At 66.4% G+C, this 19,318-nt stretch carries 14 protein-coding genes and 9 pseudogenes; 13 read left to right on the forward strand and 10 right to left on the reverse strand.

Going from position 1 to position 19,318, the window contains the following annotated elements:
• Both dnaG and ACH107_RS20015 read right to left on the reverse strand, forming a co-directional pair.
• Positions 1-1,323: DNA primase (gene dnaG, locus ACH107_RS20010; RefSeq protein ID WP_412507309.1), on the reverse strand; the 1,323-nt coding region annotated here is incomplete at its 3' end.
• Positions 1,324-1,403: 80 nt separating this feature from the next.
• Entirely contained in the window at positions 1,404-2,834 is a 1,431-nt protein-coding gene (locus ACH107_RS20015; RefSeq protein ID WP_412507310.1) for a Glu/Leu/Phe/Val family dehydrogenase, read from the reverse strand.
• Between the two features lie 327 nt (positions 2,835-3,161).
• Here ACH107_RS20015 and ACH107_RS20020 point away from each other — a divergent pair, with 327 nt between their 5' ends.
• From ACH107_RS20020 to ACH107_RS20035, 4 genes are read left to right on the forward strand one after another with little or no spacing between them, the layout of a single operon-like run.
• A complete protein-coding gene (locus ACH107_RS20020; RefSeq protein WP_412507311.1) occupies positions 3,162-4,883 on the forward strand; it encodes a pilus assembly protein TadG-related protein in 1,722 nt (573 codons plus the stop codon).
• A gap of 13 nt (positions 4,884-4,896) precedes the next feature.
• Complete coding sequence (locus ACH107_RS20025; RefSeq protein ID WP_412507312.1) at positions 4,897-5,433, forward strand: TadE/TadG family type IV pilus assembly protein; 537 nt, start codon at positions 4,897-4,899, stop codon at positions 5,431-5,433.
• Entirely contained in the window at positions 5,433-6,011 is a 579-nt protein-coding gene (locus tag ACH107_RS20030) for a TadE/TadG family type IV pilus assembly protein (protein WP_412507313.1), read from the forward strand. Before ACH107_RS20025 ends, ACH107_RS20030 begins: the two co-directional genes overlap by 1 nt.
• A gap of 46 nt (positions 6,012-6,057) precedes the next feature.
• Positions 6,058-6,249, forward strand: coding sequence for a hypothetical protein (locus tag ACH107_RS20035; protein WP_412507314.1), 192 nt, complete (start codon positions 6,058-6,060; stop codon positions 6,247-6,249).
• A gap of 141 nt (positions 6,250-6,390) precedes the next feature.
• Here ACH107_RS20035 and ACH107_RS20040 read toward each other — a convergent pair.
• The 7 genes and pseudogenes from ACH107_RS20040 to ppsR form a co-directional block, all read right to left on the reverse strand.
• A pseudogene (locus ACH107_RS20040) lies at positions 6,391-6,975 on the reverse strand (B12-binding domain-containing radical SAM protein); the annotation flags it as partial.
• 254 nt (positions 6,976-7,229) lie between these two features.
• Positions 7,230-7,745 carry an isopentenyl-diphosphate delta-isomerase gene (idi, locus tag ACH107_RS20045; RefSeq protein ID WP_412507315.1) on the reverse strand — a complete coding sequence of 172 codons (516 nt, stop codon included), beginning with the start codon at positions 7,743-7,745 and terminating at the stop codon, positions 7,230-7,232.
• Positions 7,742-8,312, reverse strand: a pseudogene (locus ACH107_RS20050) (FAD-dependent oxidoreductase). The gene idi and the pseudogene ACH107_RS20050 overlap by 4 nt, the downstream one beginning before the upstream one ends.
• Positions 8,313-8,315: 3 nt before the next feature.
• Entirely contained in the window at positions 8,316-8,537 is a 222-nt protein-coding gene (locus ACH107_RS20055) for a PucC family protein (protein ID WP_412507316.1), read from the reverse strand.
• 74 nt (positions 8,538-8,611) lie between these two features.
• Positions 8,612-9,046: pseudogene (locus ACH107_RS20060) on the reverse strand (PucC family protein); the annotation flags it as partial.
• Positions 8,980-9,510, reverse strand: a pseudogene (locus tag ACH107_RS20065) (UbiA family prenyltransferase); the annotation flags it as partial. The pseudogenes ACH107_RS20060 and ACH107_RS20065, both read right to left, overlap by 67 nt.
• 89 nt (positions 9,511-9,599) lie before the next feature.
• On the reverse strand, positions 9,600-10,940 hold the full coding sequence (ppsR, locus tag ACH107_RS20070; protein ID WP_412507317.1) for a transcriptional regulator PpsR: 1,341 nt from the start codon (positions 10,938-10,940) through the stop codon (positions 9,600-9,602).
• 12 nt (positions 10,941-10,952) lie between these two features.
• Between ppsR and ACH107_RS20075 the strand changes: the two genes are divergently transcribed.
• Positions 10,953-11,933: an IS481 family transposase gene (locus ACH107_RS20075; RefSeq protein WP_412507318.1), complete on the forward strand. Its 981-nt coding sequence runs from the start codon at positions 10,953-10,955 to the stop codon at positions 11,931-11,933.
• On the opposite strand, the gene ACH107_RS20080 is transcribed toward ACH107_RS20075, so the two are convergent.
• On the reverse strand, positions 11,921-12,403 hold the full coding sequence (locus ACH107_RS20080) for a hypothetical protein (protein WP_412507319.1): 483 nt from the start codon (positions 12,401-12,403) through the stop codon (positions 11,921-11,923). The genes ACH107_RS20075 and ACH107_RS20080 overlap by 13 nt on opposite strands.
• Before the next feature lie 438 nt (positions 12,404-12,841).
• Here ACH107_RS20080 and ACH107_RS20085 point away from each other — a divergent pair, with 438 nt between their 5' ends.
• The 8 genes and pseudogenes from ACH107_RS20085 to ACH107_RS20120 all read left to right on the forward strand — a co-directional run.
• Positions 12,842-13,228: a 2-vinyl bacteriochlorophyllide hydratase gene (locus ACH107_RS20085; protein ID WP_412507320.1), complete on the forward strand. Its 387-nt coding sequence runs from the start codon at positions 12,842-12,844 to the stop codon at positions 13,226-13,228.
• Positions 13,225-14,389, forward strand: a pseudogene (locus ACH107_RS20090) (ferredoxin:protochlorophyllide reductase (ATP-dependent) subunit N). Before ACH107_RS20085 ends, ACH107_RS20090 begins: the two are co-directional and overlap by 4 nt.
• Positions 14,386-15,471: pseudogene (locus ACH107_RS20095) on the forward strand (nitrogenase component 1); the annotation flags it as partial. The pseudogenes ACH107_RS20090 and ACH107_RS20095, both read left to right, overlap by 4 nt.
• Positions 15,472-15,552: 81 nt before the next feature.
• A pseudogene (locus ACH107_RS20100) lies at positions 15,553-16,152 on the forward strand (cobaltochelatase subunit CobN); the annotation flags it as partial.
• 74 nt (positions 16,153-16,226) lie between these two features.
• Positions 16,227-17,222 (forward strand): annotated as a pseudogene (locus tag ACH107_RS20105) (cobaltochelatase subunit CobN); the annotation flags it as partial.
• A gap of 175 nt (positions 17,223-17,397) precedes the next feature.
• Positions 17,398-17,946, forward strand: coding sequence for a cobaltochelatase subunit CobN (locus ACH107_RS20110; RefSeq protein WP_412507321.1), 549 nt, complete (start codon positions 17,398-17,400; stop codon positions 17,944-17,946).
• Positions 17,943-18,833 carry a ferredoxin:protochlorophyllide reductase (ATP-dependent) iron-sulfur ATP-binding protein gene (bchL, locus tag ACH107_RS20115; RefSeq protein ID WP_412507322.1) on the forward strand — a complete coding sequence of 297 codons (891 nt, stop codon included), beginning with the start codon at positions 17,943-17,945 and terminating at the stop codon, positions 18,831-18,833. The genes ACH107_RS20110 and bchL overlap by 4 nt, the downstream gene beginning before the upstream one ends.
• Before the next feature lie 8 nt (positions 18,834-18,841).
• Positions 18,842-19,211, forward strand: a pseudogene (locus tag ACH107_RS20120) (PucC family protein); the annotation flags it as partial.
• Between the last annotated feature and the right edge of the window lie 107 nt (positions 19,212-19,318).

Here is a 19,318-nt window from a genome sequence, read left to right on the forward strand (position 1 = left end):
GCCGCGCGGCCGCCAGCGCCCGGGTGCGTCGGGGCGGCGGGGGCTGAACAGCTCCCACCGCAGGTCCTTGAGCGCCTGCTCGTAATGCCGGCGCAAGGCCGGGTCGCGGATCAGCGCGGTCTTGTCCTGGCAGGCACGTTCGAGCGCGGCCTTGCGTTCGGGGCTGTCGAAATCACGCCCCTCGGTTTCGCGCTGCCACAGCAGGCGCACCATCGGCAGCGCCCGGTCGATCAGAGCCTGAAACGCGCCGGCACCCTCGGCGCGCAGCAGGTCGTCCGGGTCCTTGCCCTCGGGCATGAGGGCGAACCGGAGGGACTTGCCCGCTTCGAGCAAGGGAAGCGCAATGTCGATCACGCGATACGCGGCGCGCAGGCCCGCCGCATCCCCGTCGAGCGCGATCACGGGTTCATCCGTGATGCGCCAGAGCAGTTGCAACTGCGCTTCGGTCACCGCCGTGCCCAGCGGCGCGACGCTGGCCCCGAAGCCCGCGCGCGACAGCGCAATCACGTCCATGTAGCCCTCGGCCACGATGAGCGTCTGCCCCTTGCCCGCCGCCTCGCGCGCGGGGCCGTGATTGTAGAGCGTGCGCGACTTGTCGAACAGCTCGGTATCCGGTGAATTGAGGTACTTGGCGCTCTCCGCGGGATCCATCGCGCGGCCGCCGAAGGCGATGCACCGCCCGCGCGGATCGCGGATCGGGAACATGATGCGGCCGCGGAAGGTGTCGTAGGGCCGCCCGCCGTTGCGCGAGGGCTTGGCGAGGCCGCAATCGAGGATCAGGTCCTCGGCCACGCCCTTGCCCCTGAGATGATCCCACAGGCCCTGCCATGCCGCCGGCGCGAACCCGATCTCGAACCGGTCCTGCATTTCCGCGTCAAGCGCGCGGCCGGCAAGGTAATCGCGCGCACCCGCCCCGGCGGCCGTCTTGAGTTGCAGCCGGAAATGGCCGACGGCCATGTCCATCACCTCGGCCAGTTCGGTGCGCCGGTCGGCCTTGGCCTGCGCCTGCGGATCACGCTCGGGCATGGGCATGCCGACCTCGGAGGCGAGGATGCGCACGGCCTCCATGAAATCGACGTTCTCGGTTTCGCGCACGAAGCTGATCGCGTCGCCCTTGGCGTGACAGCCGAAGCAGTAATAGAACCCCTTGCGGTCATCGACATGGAAGGAGGCGGTCTTTTCCTGGTGGAACGGGCACGGCGCCCACATGTCGCCCTTGGCCTGGTTCGACTTGCGATTGTCCCACATCACCTTGCGTCCCGCCACCTGAACCATCGAGGTGCGCGAGCGCAGTTCGTCAAGGAATCCGGGTGGCAGGCTCATGCCTCATATATCGGGTGCGGGGGCGGCCGTGTCCAGCCCCCACGCCGCGTATCTAAGGGCGGCCCCGCGGCCGCCCGCTGTCAGAGGCCGGCCGCCCGGTAGCTGGTCGCGACCTTGTCGATCGACACCAGATAGGCCGCCGTGCGCAGGTCGGTGACATCCTCGCGCTCGTGCCAGACCTCGCGCATCGCCTGGTAAGCGGCGCGCATCGTGTCGTCGAGGCCCGAGCGCACCAGCTCCAGCTCGCCGGCGCCGCGAAGGTACTTCTGCTTGAAATCCGGCGACATCGACCACGTGTCGCCAAGCTGCTGGTCCAGCTTGTGCAGCTCGTTGACGATCAACTCGTGGCGCGATTCCTCCTGCCGTCGCCCCATCCGCCCGAACCGGATATGGCTGAGATTCTTGACCCATTCGAAGTAGGACACCGTCACGCCGCCCGCGTTGGCGTACATGTCCGGAATGATGACACAGCCCTTGTCACGCAGGATCTTGTCGGCACCGGCGGTCACGGGGCCGTTGGCCGCCTCGATGATCAGCGGCGCCTTGACGTTCTCGGCGTTGGACAGGTTGATCACGCCTTCCAGCGCGGCGGGCACGATGATGTCGCAATCATGTTCGAGGTACTTGGCCCCGTCCCTGACATACTTGCCCTTGGGGTAGCCGTCGACGCCGCCATGCTTGGCGATCCAGTTGCGCAATTCCTCGACATCGAGCCCGTCATCGTCCAGCAGCCCGCCGTCGCGCTCGATCACCGCGACGATCTTGCAGCCGTCCTCCTCCTGCAGGAACTTGGCGGCGTGGTATCCCACGTTGCCCAGCCCCTGCACCACGACGCGCTTGCCGTCCAGCGTACCGCTCATGCCCGCCTTGCTGACATCCTCCGGGTTGCGGAAGAATTCCCGCAGGGCGTATTGCACGCCGCGGCCAGTGGCCTCGGTCCGGCCCTGGATGCCGCCGGCATGGACGGGCTTGCCGGTGACGCAGGCGCGCGCGTTGATGTCGGTGGTGTTCATCCGGCGGTACTGGTCGGCGATCCACGCCATCTCGCGTTCGCCGGTGCCCATGTCGGGGGCCGGCACGTTCTGGGCGGGGTGAATGAGGTCGCGCTTGGCCAGCTCGTAGGCGAAGCGGCGGGTGATCAGCTCCATCTCGTGCTCGTCCCATTCGCGGGGGTCCACGCACAGCCCCCCCTTGGAGCCGCCGAACGGCGCCTCGACCAGCGCGCACTTGTACGTCATGAGCGCGGCCAGCGCCTCGACCTCGTCCTGGTTCACGGCAAGGGAATAGCGAATGCCGCCCTTGACCGGTTCCATGTGTTCCGAGTGCACGCTGCGATAGCCGGTGAAGGTGTGGATCTGGCCGCGCAGCCGCACCCCGAAACGCACCGTGTAGGTGGCGTTGCAGACACGGATCTTTTCTTCCAGCCCGGGCGGCAAATCCATCTGCGCGACCGCGCGGTTGAACATCAGATCCACGCTTTCGCGGAAGGTCGGCTCTTGTTTGGCACTCATGACGTCTCTCCCTGTTCCCGGCCCGACGGTCGTGCGTGACATCGTCGGCCTTGTCTCCCTGGACTTGCAATGGTTAAAGAATGTGCGGTTTTTGTCCACCCTTGCCGGCATCGTTCTGTCGGATGCGATTCGGGCTTTCCGGGCGGCAAGATGTATTGTAGCCGGACCGGCAACAAAGCCGCGAATACCGGTAAAGTGTTGAATTAAAAGGCGTAATTTCAGGCTTGCGCCATGCTTTGGCCTCAATCCTGACATAAACCCCTGTCAGATAATCGTACGGTTTAAAGCGTATCCGAAGGCGCCCCGCGCCGCCGGAGGGAGTGGGACATGACAACGCCAGAAACGCGACGGCCCAGGACGGGCAATCCGAGCGAACCCCTTGCCGACCACGCGAGGCAGTTTTACCGCGACGAGGACGGCGCCGCGGCGATCTTCATCCTGTTCTTTTCCGTGATGCTGATCATGGTTGCCGGCATCGGCGCGGACGTGATGCGCCACGAGATGGAGCGTGCCAAGCTGCAGGCCACGCTCGACTCGGCGGTGCTGGCCGGCGCCGGGGCGGCAAACGATGAGGATCCCAGGGAAATCGTGCGAGACTACTTCGAGAAGTCGAACATGGGCGCGTATCTGGATGAATTCGACGAAGATGACGTGCAGACCACGCTGACCTCGACGCGCATTTCGGCCAGCGCCAGCATGACCATGGATACCTACCTCATGAAGATGGCCGGCCAGAGCCAGCTGTCGGCGAGCGGCGCCGCGACCGCGGAGAAACGCGTTCCGCGAATGGAAATCGCACTCGTGCTGGACGTCTCGGGCTCGATGGGGCGCAACGGCAAGCTTGGCAACCTCAAGACCGCCGCCAAGGAATTCGTCAGCACCATCCTCGACAGTTCCAACCCGGGCGAAACCTCGATTTCCGTCATACCGTTCAGCTGGGGTGTCACCCCATCGGACGGCATCTACAATGGCCTGGACGTGACCGAGACTCACAACTACTCGACCTGCCTGCGGTTCGACGACAGCGATTACCAGGAAACGTCCATAGATCCGAGCACGGCATACGACCAGCAGATATACACCGCTCTCTACGGTGATTTCCAGGACCACGATGATCCGTGGCGGTCCTGCTACACCGAGGACGCGTTCCGTGTTTTGCCGTTCTCGATGGATGAGACCGATCTTCACGACAAGATCGACTCGCTGCAGGCCGATGGCAATACATCCGGCCACCTGGGCATGAAATGGGGCGCGGCGATGCTTGACCCCGCTTTCGAGCCCTTGGCGGACACGCTCATCGCCAGTGGAGAGGTGGATCCGCGCCTTGACGATGTGCCCGCATCCTTCACCCAGCCCGACACGCTCAAGCTCGTGGTGATGATGGGCGACGGCCAGAACACGACGTCCTACTATTTCGACCGGGATAGCGCGTATCGCGGCCCCGATTCCGACCTGAAACTCGTGCGCTATACAGAACAGCAGTTCGACTACGCGTACTACATCTACAACGAGTCATACCGCAGCAATGACGAAAGCGTCTGCGACCGCTGGTGGTGGGAATGTGTCTACGAGGCCGACGGCGAGGAGATATCCGCCTACTACCTCCACGACCGCAACTACAATCGCTACTGGGACTACGAGAACGCCGACTGGGTCAGCGAGAGCGAGTTCAACAATCTTCCCGATACCCTAGAAGGGTTCATTTCCTCGGAGGCGCTGGACTGGGAAACCACGTGGGGCCTGATGTCCCCCCGCGAATACCGCGATGTCACCGGCAATTGGGGCCCGTGGAACGACTACACCGGTTCCGAGCGGATGAATGGATCGGACAAGGACAGTATGATGCGGGATATCTGCGGCTCGACCAAGGATGAAGGCGTGATCATCTACACGATCGGGTTCGAAATATCGCGGGGTGGCAACGCCGAAACCCAGCTCAAGAACTGCGCGTCCTCGTTCGCGCATTACTTCCGGGCCGAAGGTGTCAACATCACCGACGCGTTCAGCGCCATCGCCAGCAACGTGCAGCACCTGCGGCTCACGCAATGAGGGGGAGCGGACCATGCTGAAGCGTATCGGCTCATATCTGCGCGGGGTCCGCCGGGACGAGTCCGGGAACGCGACGGTGGAATTCGCCATCTTCGCCCCGTTCTTCGTCGGGCTGCTGGCCTTCTCGATCGAACAGGGGCACATCGCCTTGCGCCATTCCATGATGGAGCGGGGGATGGACATCGCGGTTCGCGAAATACGTCTGGGCACCGGCACCGCACCCACCCATGACGAAATCAAGGAAATCGTCTGCTCGAACGCCCTGTTCGTCGACAATTGCAGCACCAGCCTGCGGCTGGAAATGGTACCGTCGGACCCCAAGGCGTTCGACGCGCTCGACCCGCAGGCGGACTGTACCGACAAGGAAGAACCCACCAAGCCCGTGCGGCAATTCACGCCGGGCCAGCAGAACCAGCTCATGCTCCTGAGGACATGCTTCAAGTACGATCCGATGTTCCCCAACTACCTGCTGGGCCGTTCGCTGAGCAAGGACAGCAGCGGACAATCCGCGATTATCGCGCTCAGCACCTTCGTGCAGGAGCCACTGTGATGAGACCGTTCAACCGCCTCAAGGCATGCCTCGCCCGCTTCCGCGACGATTGCAGCGGGTCGTTCACGGTGGAGGCGGTACCGCTGGTACCGCTGCTGTTCATGGTGATGGGCGGGGGGTACGAATATTACGAAGTGCACCGCTACACCGCCGTGCGCGAAAAGGCCACCTACACGGTCGCCGACATGATATCGCGCGAAACCAGCAACGAGGGGGTGACGGCCACCTACATGGACAATGCCCTGCAGCTGGTCAACATGATCACCAATGACGAAGGCGTCGACCAGTTGCGCGTTTCCGTGGTCAAGTACGACAGCGACGACGATGACTTCTCGATAAGCTGGTCCGAGGTGCGCGGCACGGGGTCGTGGAACGCGCTGACGGATACCGATGTGCAGTATGCCCATGACAGGCTGCCGATCATGGATGACGGGCAGGAAGTGATCGTCGTCGAGACGCGCTCGACCTACGATCCGGTGTTCGCGGCCGGGCTCGGCTCTCCCACCGACATCACGACACGACACTTCACGGCGATCAGGTTCGCGCCGCAGGTCTGTTTCGAGGGCGAGTGCGGCTAGAACAGCCACGCCCAGCCCGGCGCGCATCGCGGAGCTGCGTGAAACCGTGCGCGATCCCGGTTTCCACTGCGCCTTTGCCGAACCGCAGTTCAATCCCGGTATCCTTAACGCGATGTTCAGGGGCGCCGGCGCCAAGGTGGGCGTGATCGACCCGATGGGCAGCGACATCCCGCCGGGGCCGGATTATCACGGCGCGCCGATGCTGTCGGTGGCCCGCGCCTTCACGGTCTGTGGCTGAGCCGCCAAGATGTCACCGGGGGGATACGACGAAACGACAGGTTTCGGCGCCCTCGGCGCAGCAGCTTTCGTGACCGACGGTTATCCGCGGATGCACCAGCCGACGGAAAAGCGTTTCCAGCACGGCGCGGTGCCAAGGGCAGCCGGCCTTGGCGAACGCCTTCGGACAGCCCAGCAGGTACTTGCGCCGGAAGCCGCGGCCGCGCCACGGGTAATGGAAAAGCGCCTTGATCATGTCGAAGCGGCGGTAATTGTGCATCACCCTGTCCAGCAGCGTGGCGCGGTCCATCGCGGCGGGTTTCATGATGGGGGTGACGAAATTGTATTTACCGAAATCGAACACCTCGACCTGGTCGCGCAATTCCTGGAAGAGCGGGGTGAAGGGCCATGGGGTGCACATCGTCCGGTTGGCAAGATCGGGGTTCCAGTCCCGCGCGAAGCGATAGGTTTCCTCCAACGTCTCCCCGGTTTCGTTCTCCAGCCCGACGATGAACTGCGCCTCGGTGAAAATGTCGACCTCGCGCAGGAGCCGGATCGCCTCCTTGTTCTGCTCGACCTTGGTTTCCTTGTTGAACAGGTCCAGCTTCCTCTGCGCGGCGGCCTCGGTGCCCGAGGAGACATGAACGAGCCCCGTATCGCGCCAGAGGCCCAGCATGTCCTTGTCGCGCTGGATGTCCGTCACGCGGGTGTTGATGCCCCATTTCACGCGGTCCGGCAGGCCGCGGGCGAAGTTCGTCCTTGCCGATATCGTGGGTCATCGCGTCGATGAAATGGATGTCGGTAAACGCCGCCGCCTTTAACGGGCCGGCAAGATAGGCCACCCAGGCGGGCGGCCAGTTCCCCGCAACCTACGCGCCGCCGGAATGGTAGTTGGGATCTATCAGGACCAGTCGCGAGCTTGCCCCCATGTGTAAGTTTATCCCTACACATGTGACGTCATACTTATTCGACATGAATCAAGGTGCCGGAGGTTCGCGTCCGTCAGGCGAAAATCCGGTCGGCGTGCCGTTCAAGGTAGATGCGCAGCCACGGCGTGTAGCGCGCCGGCATCCGCCGTGTCAGCCGGTCCAGTTCCGGCATCGCGATCCAGTCTGTCTCCATGACCTCTGCCGGGTTCGGCGTGACGGCGATACGCCCCGGCACGCGGGCGACGAAAATATCGACTCGCTCATGCTCGGTCAGACCGCCGCCGACATCGGCGCGGTAGGTGACACGGTCACGATGCGCAAGCGACAGCCCCCGGATACCCAGCTCCTCGCCGAGCCGACGATGCGCGCACGCCTCGGGCGCCTCGCCCCAGTGGGGATGCGTGCAGCAGGTATTCGCCCAGAGCCCAGGGGTATGATACTTGCCCAGCGCGCGCCGCTGGATCAGAACATCTTTTCCGCACATCACGAAAACCGAAACGGCCTTGTGAAGCAGACCGCGGCGATGCGCCTCCATCTTGTCCATGGCAACGAGGTCCGCGCCGAGCCATGTCGGGATCAGCGTGCTCATGTATGCGCCGCCGGGACGAGACGCGCCAGGTGCGCGAGGTTCTTCATCCCGATCCTGAGATGCGCCATCGGGCGGGCCTTGACCAGTTTCTTGTTCATGTAAGCCTCGAATTTCAGCCGCTGCACATCGACATCATGACACAGCGAGACGAACCGTTCCCGCCGCTCGTCCGACTTGTAATAGGCATCCTGCACGGAGCCAAGCACCCGGAACACCGTCTTGTGCTCGCGCATGAAAAGCTGCCGCGCAAGGCCCAGATCCCGCGCGCGCCTGCCGGCGCAGGTAGTCGTCGAAATGGTCCCGGTCGACCATCCCGACGAAACCGTTCTCGATGGGAATGTCCACGCGCCGGCCGCTGGGCGGGATCATGCGCGCGGTGCTGATCCGGGCGACCAGCTGACCGTCGGGAATGTCGAAATCCGCGATCAGCCGCGGCGGTATGGCCCCGCCGCAGGGCTTGATCCGGCCGGCCCGGTCCAGCAGCGCGACGCGATGACCGGACCGCGCCAGCTCCTCCGCGGCCGTGGCCCCGGACGGCCCGCCCCCGACGATGACGGCATCAAACATGTCTCATTCTCCCGGCACAAGCGCCGGTGCGCCGCGGCGCTCCACGGCAATCACCCCGAGCGCCATGACACCGGCCCCCGCGAAAAGCGCCGCCTCGGCGGCGAAGACCGTTGCGAAAGCCGCGGCATCGGCGGCCATGGCCAGCCGCGCGACATCGACGGCCGCCGCCCCGGCAAGACCGCCGAAACCGGCCGCGATGGCCTGCACCGCGCCCCGGAGGCCCATCCGGGTGCCTTCGCGCTGGCCGCGATCCCGACCGTCAGCATGCCAAGGAAAACGCCCCCGTTCTGCGCCCGCGAAAGCTGTCTCGATTCGCCCGGCTTGAAGCCGAAGACGCGCCCGGCATAGGGCTCGAGGATGAGTTCCTGCATGAAACAGGCCGTCATGGAGAGCATGACGAAAACGGTGAAATTGCGCGCCTCGGGCTCGGCCCAGACCTCGTGCAGCCCGTCACGGAACCGCGTTCGCTGCTCGGGCACGGAAGGCCCCGCCGACCCGCGCCTCGATCCGGGACACGGCCAGCACGGTCAGCACCACGCCCCCACCGTCACGACCACGACGATCCTCGGCAGCAGCGCCGGTGAATGGGAGTCGAGGAACGCGCCCACGGTGCCCGCGGTCACGGCGATGCCGGCGATCATCATCAGCCACGTGATCGTGGCGGCGGCAGCGCGATCGCCAGCACCGGCCATGGCGGCGCGCCCGCCACCAGCACCGCCGCGCCCGTGATCCATGGCAGCCCCTCGTAGCACAGCCCGACCAGCCCCGGCCCACAGACGCCCCACCTTTTCAGCCGGACGGGTTCGGCCGAATAGGCCCACGCGACCAGCACGCCGATCGTCGTCGCACCGAAACCCCAAGGCCCCAGCAGGGCGCCCAGCCCGAGCGCGAGAAAGCTCATCACCAGCGCAATCCAGAGCCCCCATCGCCCGGGGATCGCGCCCGAGGGTATCGGCCGCATGGGTTCGTTGATCGCGTCCACGTGACGGTCTCACCAGTGGTTTGCCGCCTGGCTCATGCCGCAGACAACCGTGCCGGCCCGCACCACGCCCGCCAGCACCGGCAGGGGCACCGAGGTCACCGGCACCCTCGAGGGCACCACCCCGCACAGATACGCCAATATGGGCAGGAACCACGTGATCGGCTTGATCAGGGTCAACGCCGCGCTGGGGCACGGCAGGTGGCGCCGCGCGGGAATTTCTTATGTGACACTCATTGGTGTCAATTAAAATATACAATTCGGATCCCCGAAAGGGTTTTTCACGCTGGGCGCATCACGATCCGCGCTCAGCCCCTGTCGTCGCCGTCCGCGCCGGTGTTGAGCAGGCCATGCTTGCGCAGCTTGACATAAAGGCTCTGGCGCGACAGGCCCAGCATCTCGGCGGCGGCCACGCGGTTGTTGCCGGTCAGTTGCACCGCGGTTTCGATGCATATCTTCTCGACCACGTCGGATGTCGCCGAAACCAGCTCCTTGAGGGAGGCGGTCCCCACGCGGTCCATGACGTTTCGCATGGCATCCTCGCTGACGACCGACCCGGCCGGATCGACCTCCGGCGTCTCGTCCGGGGTGACATCGCGGATGATGAAGCCGAAACCGAGGACTCCGGCACGCTGCCTGAGCCGCGCCACGGAAATGTCGACCATGGCGCGTGTGCCCACCACGCTGCTGACCTGTGCTGCGTAGCTGCGCACCCGGCCCGTCTTGGCCGCCGTATCCAGCAACAGCTTGAGGTCGACCGCACCACGCACGAGGAAATCGGCCAGCGAGGCATCCTTGACGTCACGCAGCTGTGCGGCGTCGGTCATGATCAGGAACGCCTCGTTCGCATCGCGGATCATGCCCTTGGAGAAGGTCAGCACGATCGCGTCACTCGCCGCCGCGAACAGCGCCGAGAGGGATCGCGCGGCCTCCGGGCCGGCGCTGTCGGATTCAACAATGGATACAAGCCGGCACAGCAGGAAAAGCTCTCCCGCGGCCCTGAAATATTCGGGCATCAACATCACGGCCCGGCCGTTGCGGCGCGCGACGACCTCGACGCCCTTGACCTCGTCGGCGCCGGCCGCCGTTTGCAGCGCGTCCATCAACTCGGTCCGGCGGCGCCCCTCGGAGGCCTGCGCGAACGCGTTGCCGCGCAAGGTCTCGGGCTTGGTTCCCGGAAGCGCCGCCGCGGCGGTGTTGAGATCGTGAAAGAGGCCCTGGCGCGGTTCCAACAGCACCAGCGGCGTCTCGGACGCCTCGAGAACAACCCGGTAAAGGGTTTCCGCGCCGCGCAGCTTCTGCTGGTCGCGTTCGCGCGAGATCTGTTCACTGACAAGGCGTTGCTGCATCTCGGCGATGGGCTGCATGTCGCGGCCGACCAGCAGAAGCGCCCCCTGCGCGCCCGAGGGATGCAGGTTGTAGCGCACGGGAAATTCCCACGTCGCGTTGTCGACGTGGTTGAGCTCCACCGGGCGGGCGTACATCTCCGGGTCGCGCGCGACCGCGGCCAGCCGGGCGGCGAACTTCTCGCGGCTCTCATCCTTCAGGAGCGTCGCGAATTCGCGGCCCACCCGGTGATCTAGCTTTGAAGTCTCATTAGGTTGTTCACCTGAAGCGGGGTTAGGCTGCAATCGCCAAACTACTGGCAAGGACCCCGAAAGATGAACAACCCGCATCAGAATGCCCGTCTCACCGTCTACAGTCGAGAACAGATCGTCGCCCGCATTTCGGCAGGGCAGACAGCCGCCGAGGTGGCCGCGGCATTCGGTATCTCGGTCCGCACGGTCCGCAAATGGGTTGCGCGGTTCAGGACGGGCGGGTGCGCGGCGCTCACCATTCGCGCAAGCGTGCCCGCCCGCATCGCGGGCAGGTTGCCGGATCGCGTTATCGCGGTGATCGCCTGGCTGCGCCGGACGCTGCGGCTGACCGGGATGCAGATCGCCGCGAGGCTGGGCCTGCCGCGCTCGACCGTGGCGCGCTGGCTGACACGGGCGGGGCTGGGCCGGCTCTCGCAGCTCGACCCGCCGGAGCCGGTGCGCCGTTACCAGCGCGAGCGGCCGGGAGAGTTGCTGCACCTGGACATCAAGAAGCCCGGCCGTTTCGACCGCCCGGACCATCGCGTGACCGGCATGCGCAGGGGCTGCCGGAACAAGGGGGCGGGCTGGGACTTCGTCCATGTGGCCGTCGATGACGCGACCCGGCTGAGCTATGTCGAGGTGCTGCCCGATGAGCGCAAGGAGACCACCACCGCCTTCCTGCTGCGCGCCCTGCGCTGGTTCCGTGACCGTGGCATCGAGGTCGAGCGGGTCATGACCGACAACGGCAGCGCCTACCGCTCGCGCCGGTTCCGCAAGGCGCTGCGGTGGCTGGCCATCCGTCATATCTATACCCGGCCCTACACGCCGAAGACCAACGGCAAGGCCGAGCGGTTCATCCAAACCCTTTTGCGTGAATGGGCCTACGGTCTCGCACACCCGTCGTCCAACACCCGAAACGCCGCCCTGCCGCGATGGCTTGACTGGTTCAACAGATCAAGACCACACTCCGCCCTCAACGGCCGACCTCCGATCTTGGCTGTGAACAACCTGATGAGAAACCACACCTCCTTATCCGCGCGGCCGTCACGCCCTCAGGGGACTTGATCGACAGACAGGGTCTCGGCGATCGTCGTCAACCCGCACCGCTCTATCGCTTCCGGTGCCGACCCGACGGTGTGATCTGCACCGGTTCGTTCCTTCAGGCGCGAATCCTCGGTCACGGCCTTGCCCACGATCACGAACGGCGGCATGTCTTCCACGTTGCGGCGCAAGCAATTCACGATCTCCCGGACATTTACAACCGATTTCCGCGTCGCGCGCGTAATCCCCACCATCGCGAAGCGATCCCGCACCAGCAGGTCGGCAATCTCGCGATGGGTGAGCCCGACGGCCATGTGCACCCACAGCCCGTGCCGGCACAGCTGGCCCCCGGCCACGAAGGCCCCCAGCGAATGCTGCTCGACCGTCGGGACGGACTGGCGCAGCGGGATCGTCCGGCTGGCCCAGTTGCCCGTCGTGTCGCCGTCGCGGGCGCTTAAAAACGTCTCCAGGCTTTCCGAATTCACTTTCCGCAACGCTGACTCCACAAGGTACTTCAGCGCAGGCTTCTGGGTTTCTGAAAAACCGGAGCCGTCGGGTTCTGTCTCCGCCTCCTACATGGGGCCTCCCATGACGCGAATGACGATGCCGACCTTGACTGGCCGTTGTTCTGCTCCGCCAAGGCCAATTTTTCGGCTGGAAAGGTCAATTGTCAATTTGCATTGACAGGGCTCTGCCGATTTGCGCGGCAGCACCCTGAAAACGCGGGCAAAATATGCAAAGGACGACCATGAGGCCGAAAACCCGCCAGCATTCGCGCGAGACGCGTGCCAGTTCTGCACATAGCGGAATAAGCGTCGAGACGACAATGAAAGATGACATTCAAGTCACGCCTAACATGTACACTTCAATTAACTCTTGGTGCCCGGTGAAAATAGCATGGGGACAGATCACCATGACCTGCGAGGGGATACATGACGCCGACCCTGGCACATCGACCCGACAAAGGCGCGCTTTACACCGACGACCAGCGCACCCGCAGGGATGCGATGGCCCGGACCACCTTGCAGGCCGTGCTGGCCCCGGCCCGGTTCCTCGTTTTCCTTGTCTCGCTGCTGCTGGTCGCGCGTTTCCTGCTGACGGGCGACGGCTACATGGCGGCGATGCTGTCCATCCTCGTCAAGACGGGCTTTCTCTATCTCATCATGATCACCGGCGCGATCTGGGAAAAGGTCGTCTTAGGCCAGTGGCTGTTCGCGGGAATGCTGGCGCTGGCGGCCTATGCCGCGTACCTCGTGGATACCGGGCAGTTCCTGCTCAAGCGGCGGGCCGCGCGCCGGCAGGAAGGCGCCCCGGCATGACCCACCAGGCGCCGCGACCCCCCACCACCGGCTGCCACGATGCTCCCGTTCTCAAGGAACGCGGCCAGCACGAGGTGTTTTGCGGGCTGACGGGCATCATCTGGCTGCACCGCAAGATGCAGGACGCGTTCTTTCTCGTCATAGGCTCGCGCACCTGCCCGCACCTGCTGCAATCGGCCGCCGGCGTGATGATCTTCGCCAAGCCGCGCTTCGGCACCGCGATCCTCGAAGAAAGCGATCTCGCCGGTCGGGCCGATGCGCAGGCGGAACTGGATCGCGAGGTCGACCGCCTGCTGGCGCGCCGGTCCGACATACGGCAGCTTTTCCTCGTCGGGTCCTTCCCGTCCAAGATCATCAAGCCGGACCTGTCGCGCGCCGCCGAACGGCTGAGCGCGCGTCACGCCCCGAAGGTCCGGGTGCTCAACTACTCCGGCTCGGGGATCGAGACCACGTTCACCGAGGGCGACGATTCGTGCTTGGCGGCGATGGTACCCGCCTGCCCGAGACCGATGCGCGACAGCTATTGTTGGCGGGCGCGCTGCCCGACATCGTGGCGGACCAGGCGCGCGACCTGCTCGCGGCGATAGGCATCACGCGGGTCGACGTCCTGCCGGCGCGCACCGCCGACAGCGGCCTCGCGGTCGGGCCCAACACGGTTTTCGCGCACACACGGCCATTCCTTGGCGACACCCATGCCGCCGTGGAACGGCGCGGGGCGCGGCACGTTCCCGCGCCGTTCCCATTCGGCGAGGAAGGCACCACCGCGTGGCTTGCCGCCGTGGCCCGGGAATTCGCCGTCGACCGGGCGCGGTTCGACGCCGTGACCGCCGCGGCCAAGGCCGCGGGCACGCTCGACGGGCCGTCGGTGTTCTTCTTTCCCGACAGCCAGCTTGAAATCCCGCTGGCCCGGTTCCTGACCCGCGAATGCGGCATGCAGGCGATCGAGGTGGGCGCCCCGTACATAAACAAGGCGCTCATGCGGCCTGATCTCGACCTGCTGGGCGCCGGCCCCACCACCGCCGAGGGGCAGGATGTCGAGCGGCGGCGGTCGAGCTGGTTTTCACCCCGGTGCATTTCTACGAGCCGGCTGGCGACCTTGCCAAGCTTTTCTCGCGCCCGGTGCACCGCCGCGAGGCGCTCAAGCTGGAGGGGCCGGAATGAAACTCAGCGTGTGGACCTAACGAAGGACCGCCCCATGTCGGCGCTCTGCGCGTGGCCGCCGCGATGACCGGTTTGCACTACGTGCTGCAAGCGCCGCAGGGCGACACCTACGCCGACCTTCTGTTCACCATGATCGAGCGGCGCGACCATCGCCCGCCGGTCACCTATACCACGTTCCAGACGCGCGAGCTGGGCAGCGACACCGCGAACCTTTTCAAGACCGCCTGCGAAGGCGCCTACGAACGGTTCCGCCCGCAGGCGATGATCGTCGGCGCCTCGTGCACCGCCGAGCTGATCAGGACGATCCGGCCGGCATGGCACAGACGATGGGCCTGCCCTTTACCCGCGCCGTGCCGATCGGCGCCGGCGCGACCCGTGAGTTCGTGCAGGAGCTCGCCGCGCTCGCGGGCGTCACACCGGTGCCAGACGAAAGCCGCCTGCGGCTGCCGTGGTACTCGGCCAGCATCGATTCGACATACCTGAAGGGCAAGCGCGTCTTCGTCTTCGGCGATGGCACCCACGTGGCCGCGGCCGCCCGCATCGCGCGCGACGAGATGGGGTTCGAGGTGGTGGGCCTCGGCTGCTACAACCGCGAGATGGCCCGCCCGATCCGCGCGCTGGCCACGGATTACGGCGTCGAGGCCCTGATGACCAACGACCACCTCGACGTCGAGGCGAAAATCACCGAACTGGCCCCCGAACTGATCCTCGGCACGCAGATGGAGCGCCACACGGCCAAGCGTCTGGGGATCCCCTGCACCGTCATTTCCGCGCCTGTCCACGTACAGGATTTCCCCGCCCGCTACGCCCCCCAGTTGGGGCGGGAAGGGGCGAATGTCATCCTCGACACGTGGGGGCATCCGCTGGTCATGGGGCTGGAGGAGAACCTGCTCGCGATGTTCCGGGAAGATTTCGAGTTCCACGACGCCGCCGGGCCCAGCCATCATGGCCACGGCACCGCCGCACATGCCGGGACGGGGGACGCCCCCGAATCCGGCACCCGCAAGCTGCTCAAGAAGCTGCGGGGCAGGGGCAAGGGCGGCGGCGCCGACAACGGCGCGAAGAAGATGCGCATGCTGCGCCGCTTGCCGCGCCTCCTGCAGCTCGTGCCCGGCCGGGCGCAGGACATGCGCGCATGGCTGACGACGATGCGGTACTGGCTGACCTCGGACGACAACATCGAGGCGCTGGCGCGTTTCCTGATCTCGCGCTATTGCCGCCACGCCGCCTGGCGGGGCCACGAGGCCCCGGCGCCGCTGGAATACCCCGATACGGGCCTGTACCATCCCGACCTGCCGGACGGCATCACGATCGACCCGGCCGAGCTGCCGGCGGGGCCGGCCGGCGCGGCGACGGTCGGCCTGCTGATGATGCGCAGCTACGTGCTGTCGGGCGACACCGCGCATTACGACACCGCGATCCGCGCGCTCGAAGCGCGGGGGCTGCGCGTGATGCCGGCCTTTGCCGGCGGGCTGGACGCGCGCCCGGCGATCGACGCGTTCTTCCATGACGCGACGGGGCCGCGCATCGACGCCCTGCTGTCGCTGACGGGGTTCTCGCTGGTGGGCGGGCCGGCCGACAATGACAACGACGCGGCAATCCGCGAACTCGGCAAGCTGTATGTTCCCTATGTCGCGGCGCACCCGCTGGAGTTCCAGACGCTCGCGCAGTGGGCAGCCTCGGCCAGCGGGCTGGGCCCGATCGAGACGATCATGCTCATCGCGCTGCCCGAACTGGACGGCGCGACCACCCCCGCCGTCTTTGCCGGGCGTCACGGCGATGCGCCCTGCGGCGGCTGCGTGCACGCCTGCAGCGCGGCGGGCGCCGGGAACAAGGCGTGGCCCCCTGCCCCGAGCGGATCGGCAAACTTGCCGCGCGGGTCGAGACGCTGGCCGCGCTGCGCCGCTCCGGGGTGGCCGAGCGCCGCGTGGGGATCGTCCTTTTCGGGTTTCCGCCGAATGCCGGCGCCGCCGGAACGGCCGCCCATCTCGATGTTCTCGCCTCGCTTTACAAAACGCTGCACGCGATGGCCGACCGCGGCTACGACCTGACCCCGCCCGAGAGCGTCGCGGCCCTGCGCGAAACGGTGCTCGGCGGCGACGCCGCCCGGTACGGACAGGAAGCGGACGTCGCCGACCACGTGAGCGCCGACACGATCGTGGCGCAGACCCCGTGGCTCGACGAGATCGAGGCGGAATGGGGCGCCGCACCCGGCCGGGTGCAGTCGGACGGGCGCGGTGTCTTCATCCTCGGCCACCGGTTCGGCAAGGTATTCGTCGGCCTGCAGCCCGGTTTCGGCTACGCGGGCGACCCGATGCGCCAGCTGTTCGAGAAGGGCGCGGCGCCCACACATGCTTTCGTCCAGTTCCACCTGTGGCTCAGGAACGCGTTCAGGGCCGACGCGCTGCTGCGTTTCGGCATGCACGGCGCACTGGACTTCATGCCCGGCTAACAGGCCGGCCCCGACGGCACGGACTGGCCCGACCGCCTGATCGGGGACATGCCCAACGTCTACCTCTACGCGGCGAACAACCCCTCCAAAGCCATGCTGGCCAAGCGGCGGGCCGGGGCCGTCACCGTGACGCAGCTCACCCCGCCACTGGCCGCGCCGGGCCTCTACAAGGGCCTTGCCGAGCTCAAGGACAGCCTGTCGCGCTGGCGCGAGACCGCGCCCGACGCCCCGGACCGCGCCGAGCTCGCGGCGCTGATCACCGAGCAGGCCGTGGCGGCGGACCTCGCGGGGGACGATCCCGAGACACTCTGGCTGGACCTTCTGGAAACCGAACAGGCGCTGATCCCCGAGGGCCTGCACGTCGTCGGCCGGCCCGTGGGCGCCAAGGCGCGCGCCGACATGATCGCCCTGATGAGCGAGGCCGACGCCGCGACCCGCGCCCGCGCCGACACGCTGCTGCAACGGCAGACGGAACTTCCCGCCCTTCTGAACGCGCTGGACGGCAGGTTCACGCCGCCCGCCCCGGGCGGCGACCTGATCCGCGCGGCTGCTCGAGATGCATTGCGCCACGCCGCGCAGCGTGGCGCCGGTGCTGTGGGGCTCGAACAACATCAAGTCGGACGGCGCGCCGATGGCGCAGGCGCGGGCGCTGATGGGCGCGCTGGGCCGGGTCGACACGGCGTACCAGAACCTCGAATCCGTGGAGCTGGGGATCACGTCGGTGGACCATTACTTCGACACGCTGGGCGGCATCTCGCGCGCCGTCAAGCGCGCCCGCGGCGGACAGGAAGCGGCGATCTATGTCTCGGACACCACGCGCGGCACGGGCCGCATCCGCACCCTGGTCGACCAGGTGCTCGAGACGCGGTCGCGCGCGCTCGACCCGAGGCTCCACGAGGCGCTGCGGGAGCACGGACGCGGCCACCCTCGACGCGCTGCGCGAGGCCGCGGACGCCATGGAGGACCCCATGGAAGGCATGGCGGCCGAATGACGGCGCGCGGCGCACACGACACCCGCCGGGGTGGGGGCCAGCCCCCACACCCCCGGGGTATTTTCACCAAGAAGAAACAGGGGGCGCTGCCCTCCGGAAGGAGACCAACATGAGCCCGCGCGACGCGATTGTGAGCCTCGAGGGGCGCGACGGATCGGTCGCGGTGCACCAGCACCCGTCGATGAAGATCGAGGGCGCCAAGGTGTTCTCCGTCTTCGGCAAGGGCGGGATCGGCAAGTCCACCACCAGTTCCAACCTGTCGGCGGCCTTCACCCGGCTGGGAAAGCGGGTGCTGCAGATCGGCTGCGACCCCAAGCCTGACAGCACGTTCACCCTGACGGGACGGCTTCAGCCGACGGTGATCGACATCCTCAAGGAGGTGGCTTTCCACCCCGAGGAGTTGCAGCCGGAGGATTTCGTGAGCGAAGGTTGGGGCGGCGTGCACTGCGTGGAGGCCGGCGGACCGCCCGCCGGCACGGGCTTCGGCAGCTATGTCGTGGGGCAGACCGTCAAGCTGCTCACGCAGCATCACATGCTGGAGCAGACCGACGTGGTGATCTTCGACGTGCTGGTCGACGTGGTCTGCGGCGGCTTCGCCGCGCCGCTCCAGCACGCCGACCGGGCGATGATCGTCACCGTCAACGACTTCGGTTCGATCTACGCGATGAACCGGATCATCACCGCGGTGCAGGCCAAGGCCAATAACGACAAGGTCCGTCTGGCCGGCTGCGTCGCCACCCGGTCGACCGACACCGACGAGGTGAACCGCTATTGCGACCGGGTGGGGTTCAACCGCATCGTCCACATGCCCGACGTGGACGCCATCCGCCGTTCGCGGCTGAAGAAGAAGACGCTTTTCGAGATGGACGACGACGAGGACATCGTCGCCAGCCGCAAGGAATACGTGCGGCTCGCGGAGACACTGTGGAACGGGACGGAGGGGGTGGCCCCCACCCCGATGGAGGACCGCGACATCTTCGAGCTGCCGGGAGTCGACTGATGAGCTACGAGGCCAACCGCGCCCGCGTCGTGGCGCTTCTTTACGCGATGTTCCAGCTGGACATGGGCCTGTCGGCGGTGATCCTCGGCTGGTTTCTGCGCGATTTCTCGCCGCTGCGGCTGGTGCGCGTGGTTCAGGGCGCGGCCGTGGCGGGCATCGTCCTCAACCTTGTCGCGCTGTGGAAACAGGAAAGGGTCCGCCCGATGAGCCGGGGCGAACGCGCCGCGACCGCGCTTTCGCACGGCATTGGCGGACCTGACGGGCGGCGGACAGGCCGGGCGGCTGCTGGCCGTGGTGTTCCTCGGCACGATGGGATTCAGCATGCAGGACGTGCTGCTGAAGCCCTATGGCGGTGAGATCCTCGGGCTTTCGGTGGCTCCTCTTCCGTGAGCGCGCCACCGATGCGGCGTTCCACCTGGGCACGGAACTTGGAAATCCGTTCGCGAACAAAGGCTTCGTCGAAGTCGTTGTAGCGATACATCACG

Source organism: Roseovarius halophilus (ex Wu et al. 2025) (assembly GCF_047086965.1).

Excerpts from the sequence above, each read along its gene's own strand:
- ACH107_RS20015 (WP_412507310.1), bottom strand. The coding sequence starts at position 2,834 with ATGAGTGCCAAACAAGAGCCGACCTTCCGCGAAAGCGTGGATCTGATG.
- ACH107_RS20020 (WP_412507311.1), top strand. The coding sequence starts at position 3,162 with ATGACAACGCCAGAAACGCGACGGCCCAGGACGGGCAATCCGAGCGAA.
- ACH107_RS20025 (WP_412507312.1), top strand. The coding sequence starts at position 4,897 with ATGCTGAAGCGTATCGGCTCATATCTGCGCGGGGTCCGCCGGGACGAG.
- ACH107_RS20030 (WP_412507313.1), top strand. The coding sequence starts at position 5,433 with ATGAGACCGTTCAACCGCCTCAAGGCATGCCTCGCCCGCTTCCGCGAC.
- idi (WP_412507315.1), bottom strand. The coding sequence starts at position 7,745 with ATGAGCACGCTGATCCCGACATGGCTCGGCGCGGACCTCGTTGCCATG.
- ACH107_RS20055 (WP_412507316.1), bottom strand. The coding sequence starts at position 8,537 with ATGGGCCTCCGGGGCGCGGTGCAGGCCATCGCGGCCGGTTTCGGCGGT.
- ACH107_RS20075 (WP_412507318.1), top strand. The coding sequence starts at position 10,953 with ATGAACAACCCGCATCAGAATGCCCGTCTCACCGTCTACAGTCGAGAA.
- ACH107_RS20085 (WP_412507320.1), top strand. The coding sequence starts at position 12,842 with ATGACGCCGACCCTGGCACATCGACCCGACAAAGGCGCGCTTTACACC.
- ACH107_RS20110 (WP_412507321.1), top strand. The coding sequence starts at position 17,398 with ATGCATTGCGCCACGCCGCGCAGCGTGGCGCCGGTGCTGTGGGGCTCG.
- bchL (WP_412507322.1), top strand. The coding sequence starts at position 17,943 with ATGAGCCCGCGCGACGCGATTGTGAGCCTCGAGGGGCGCGACGGATCG.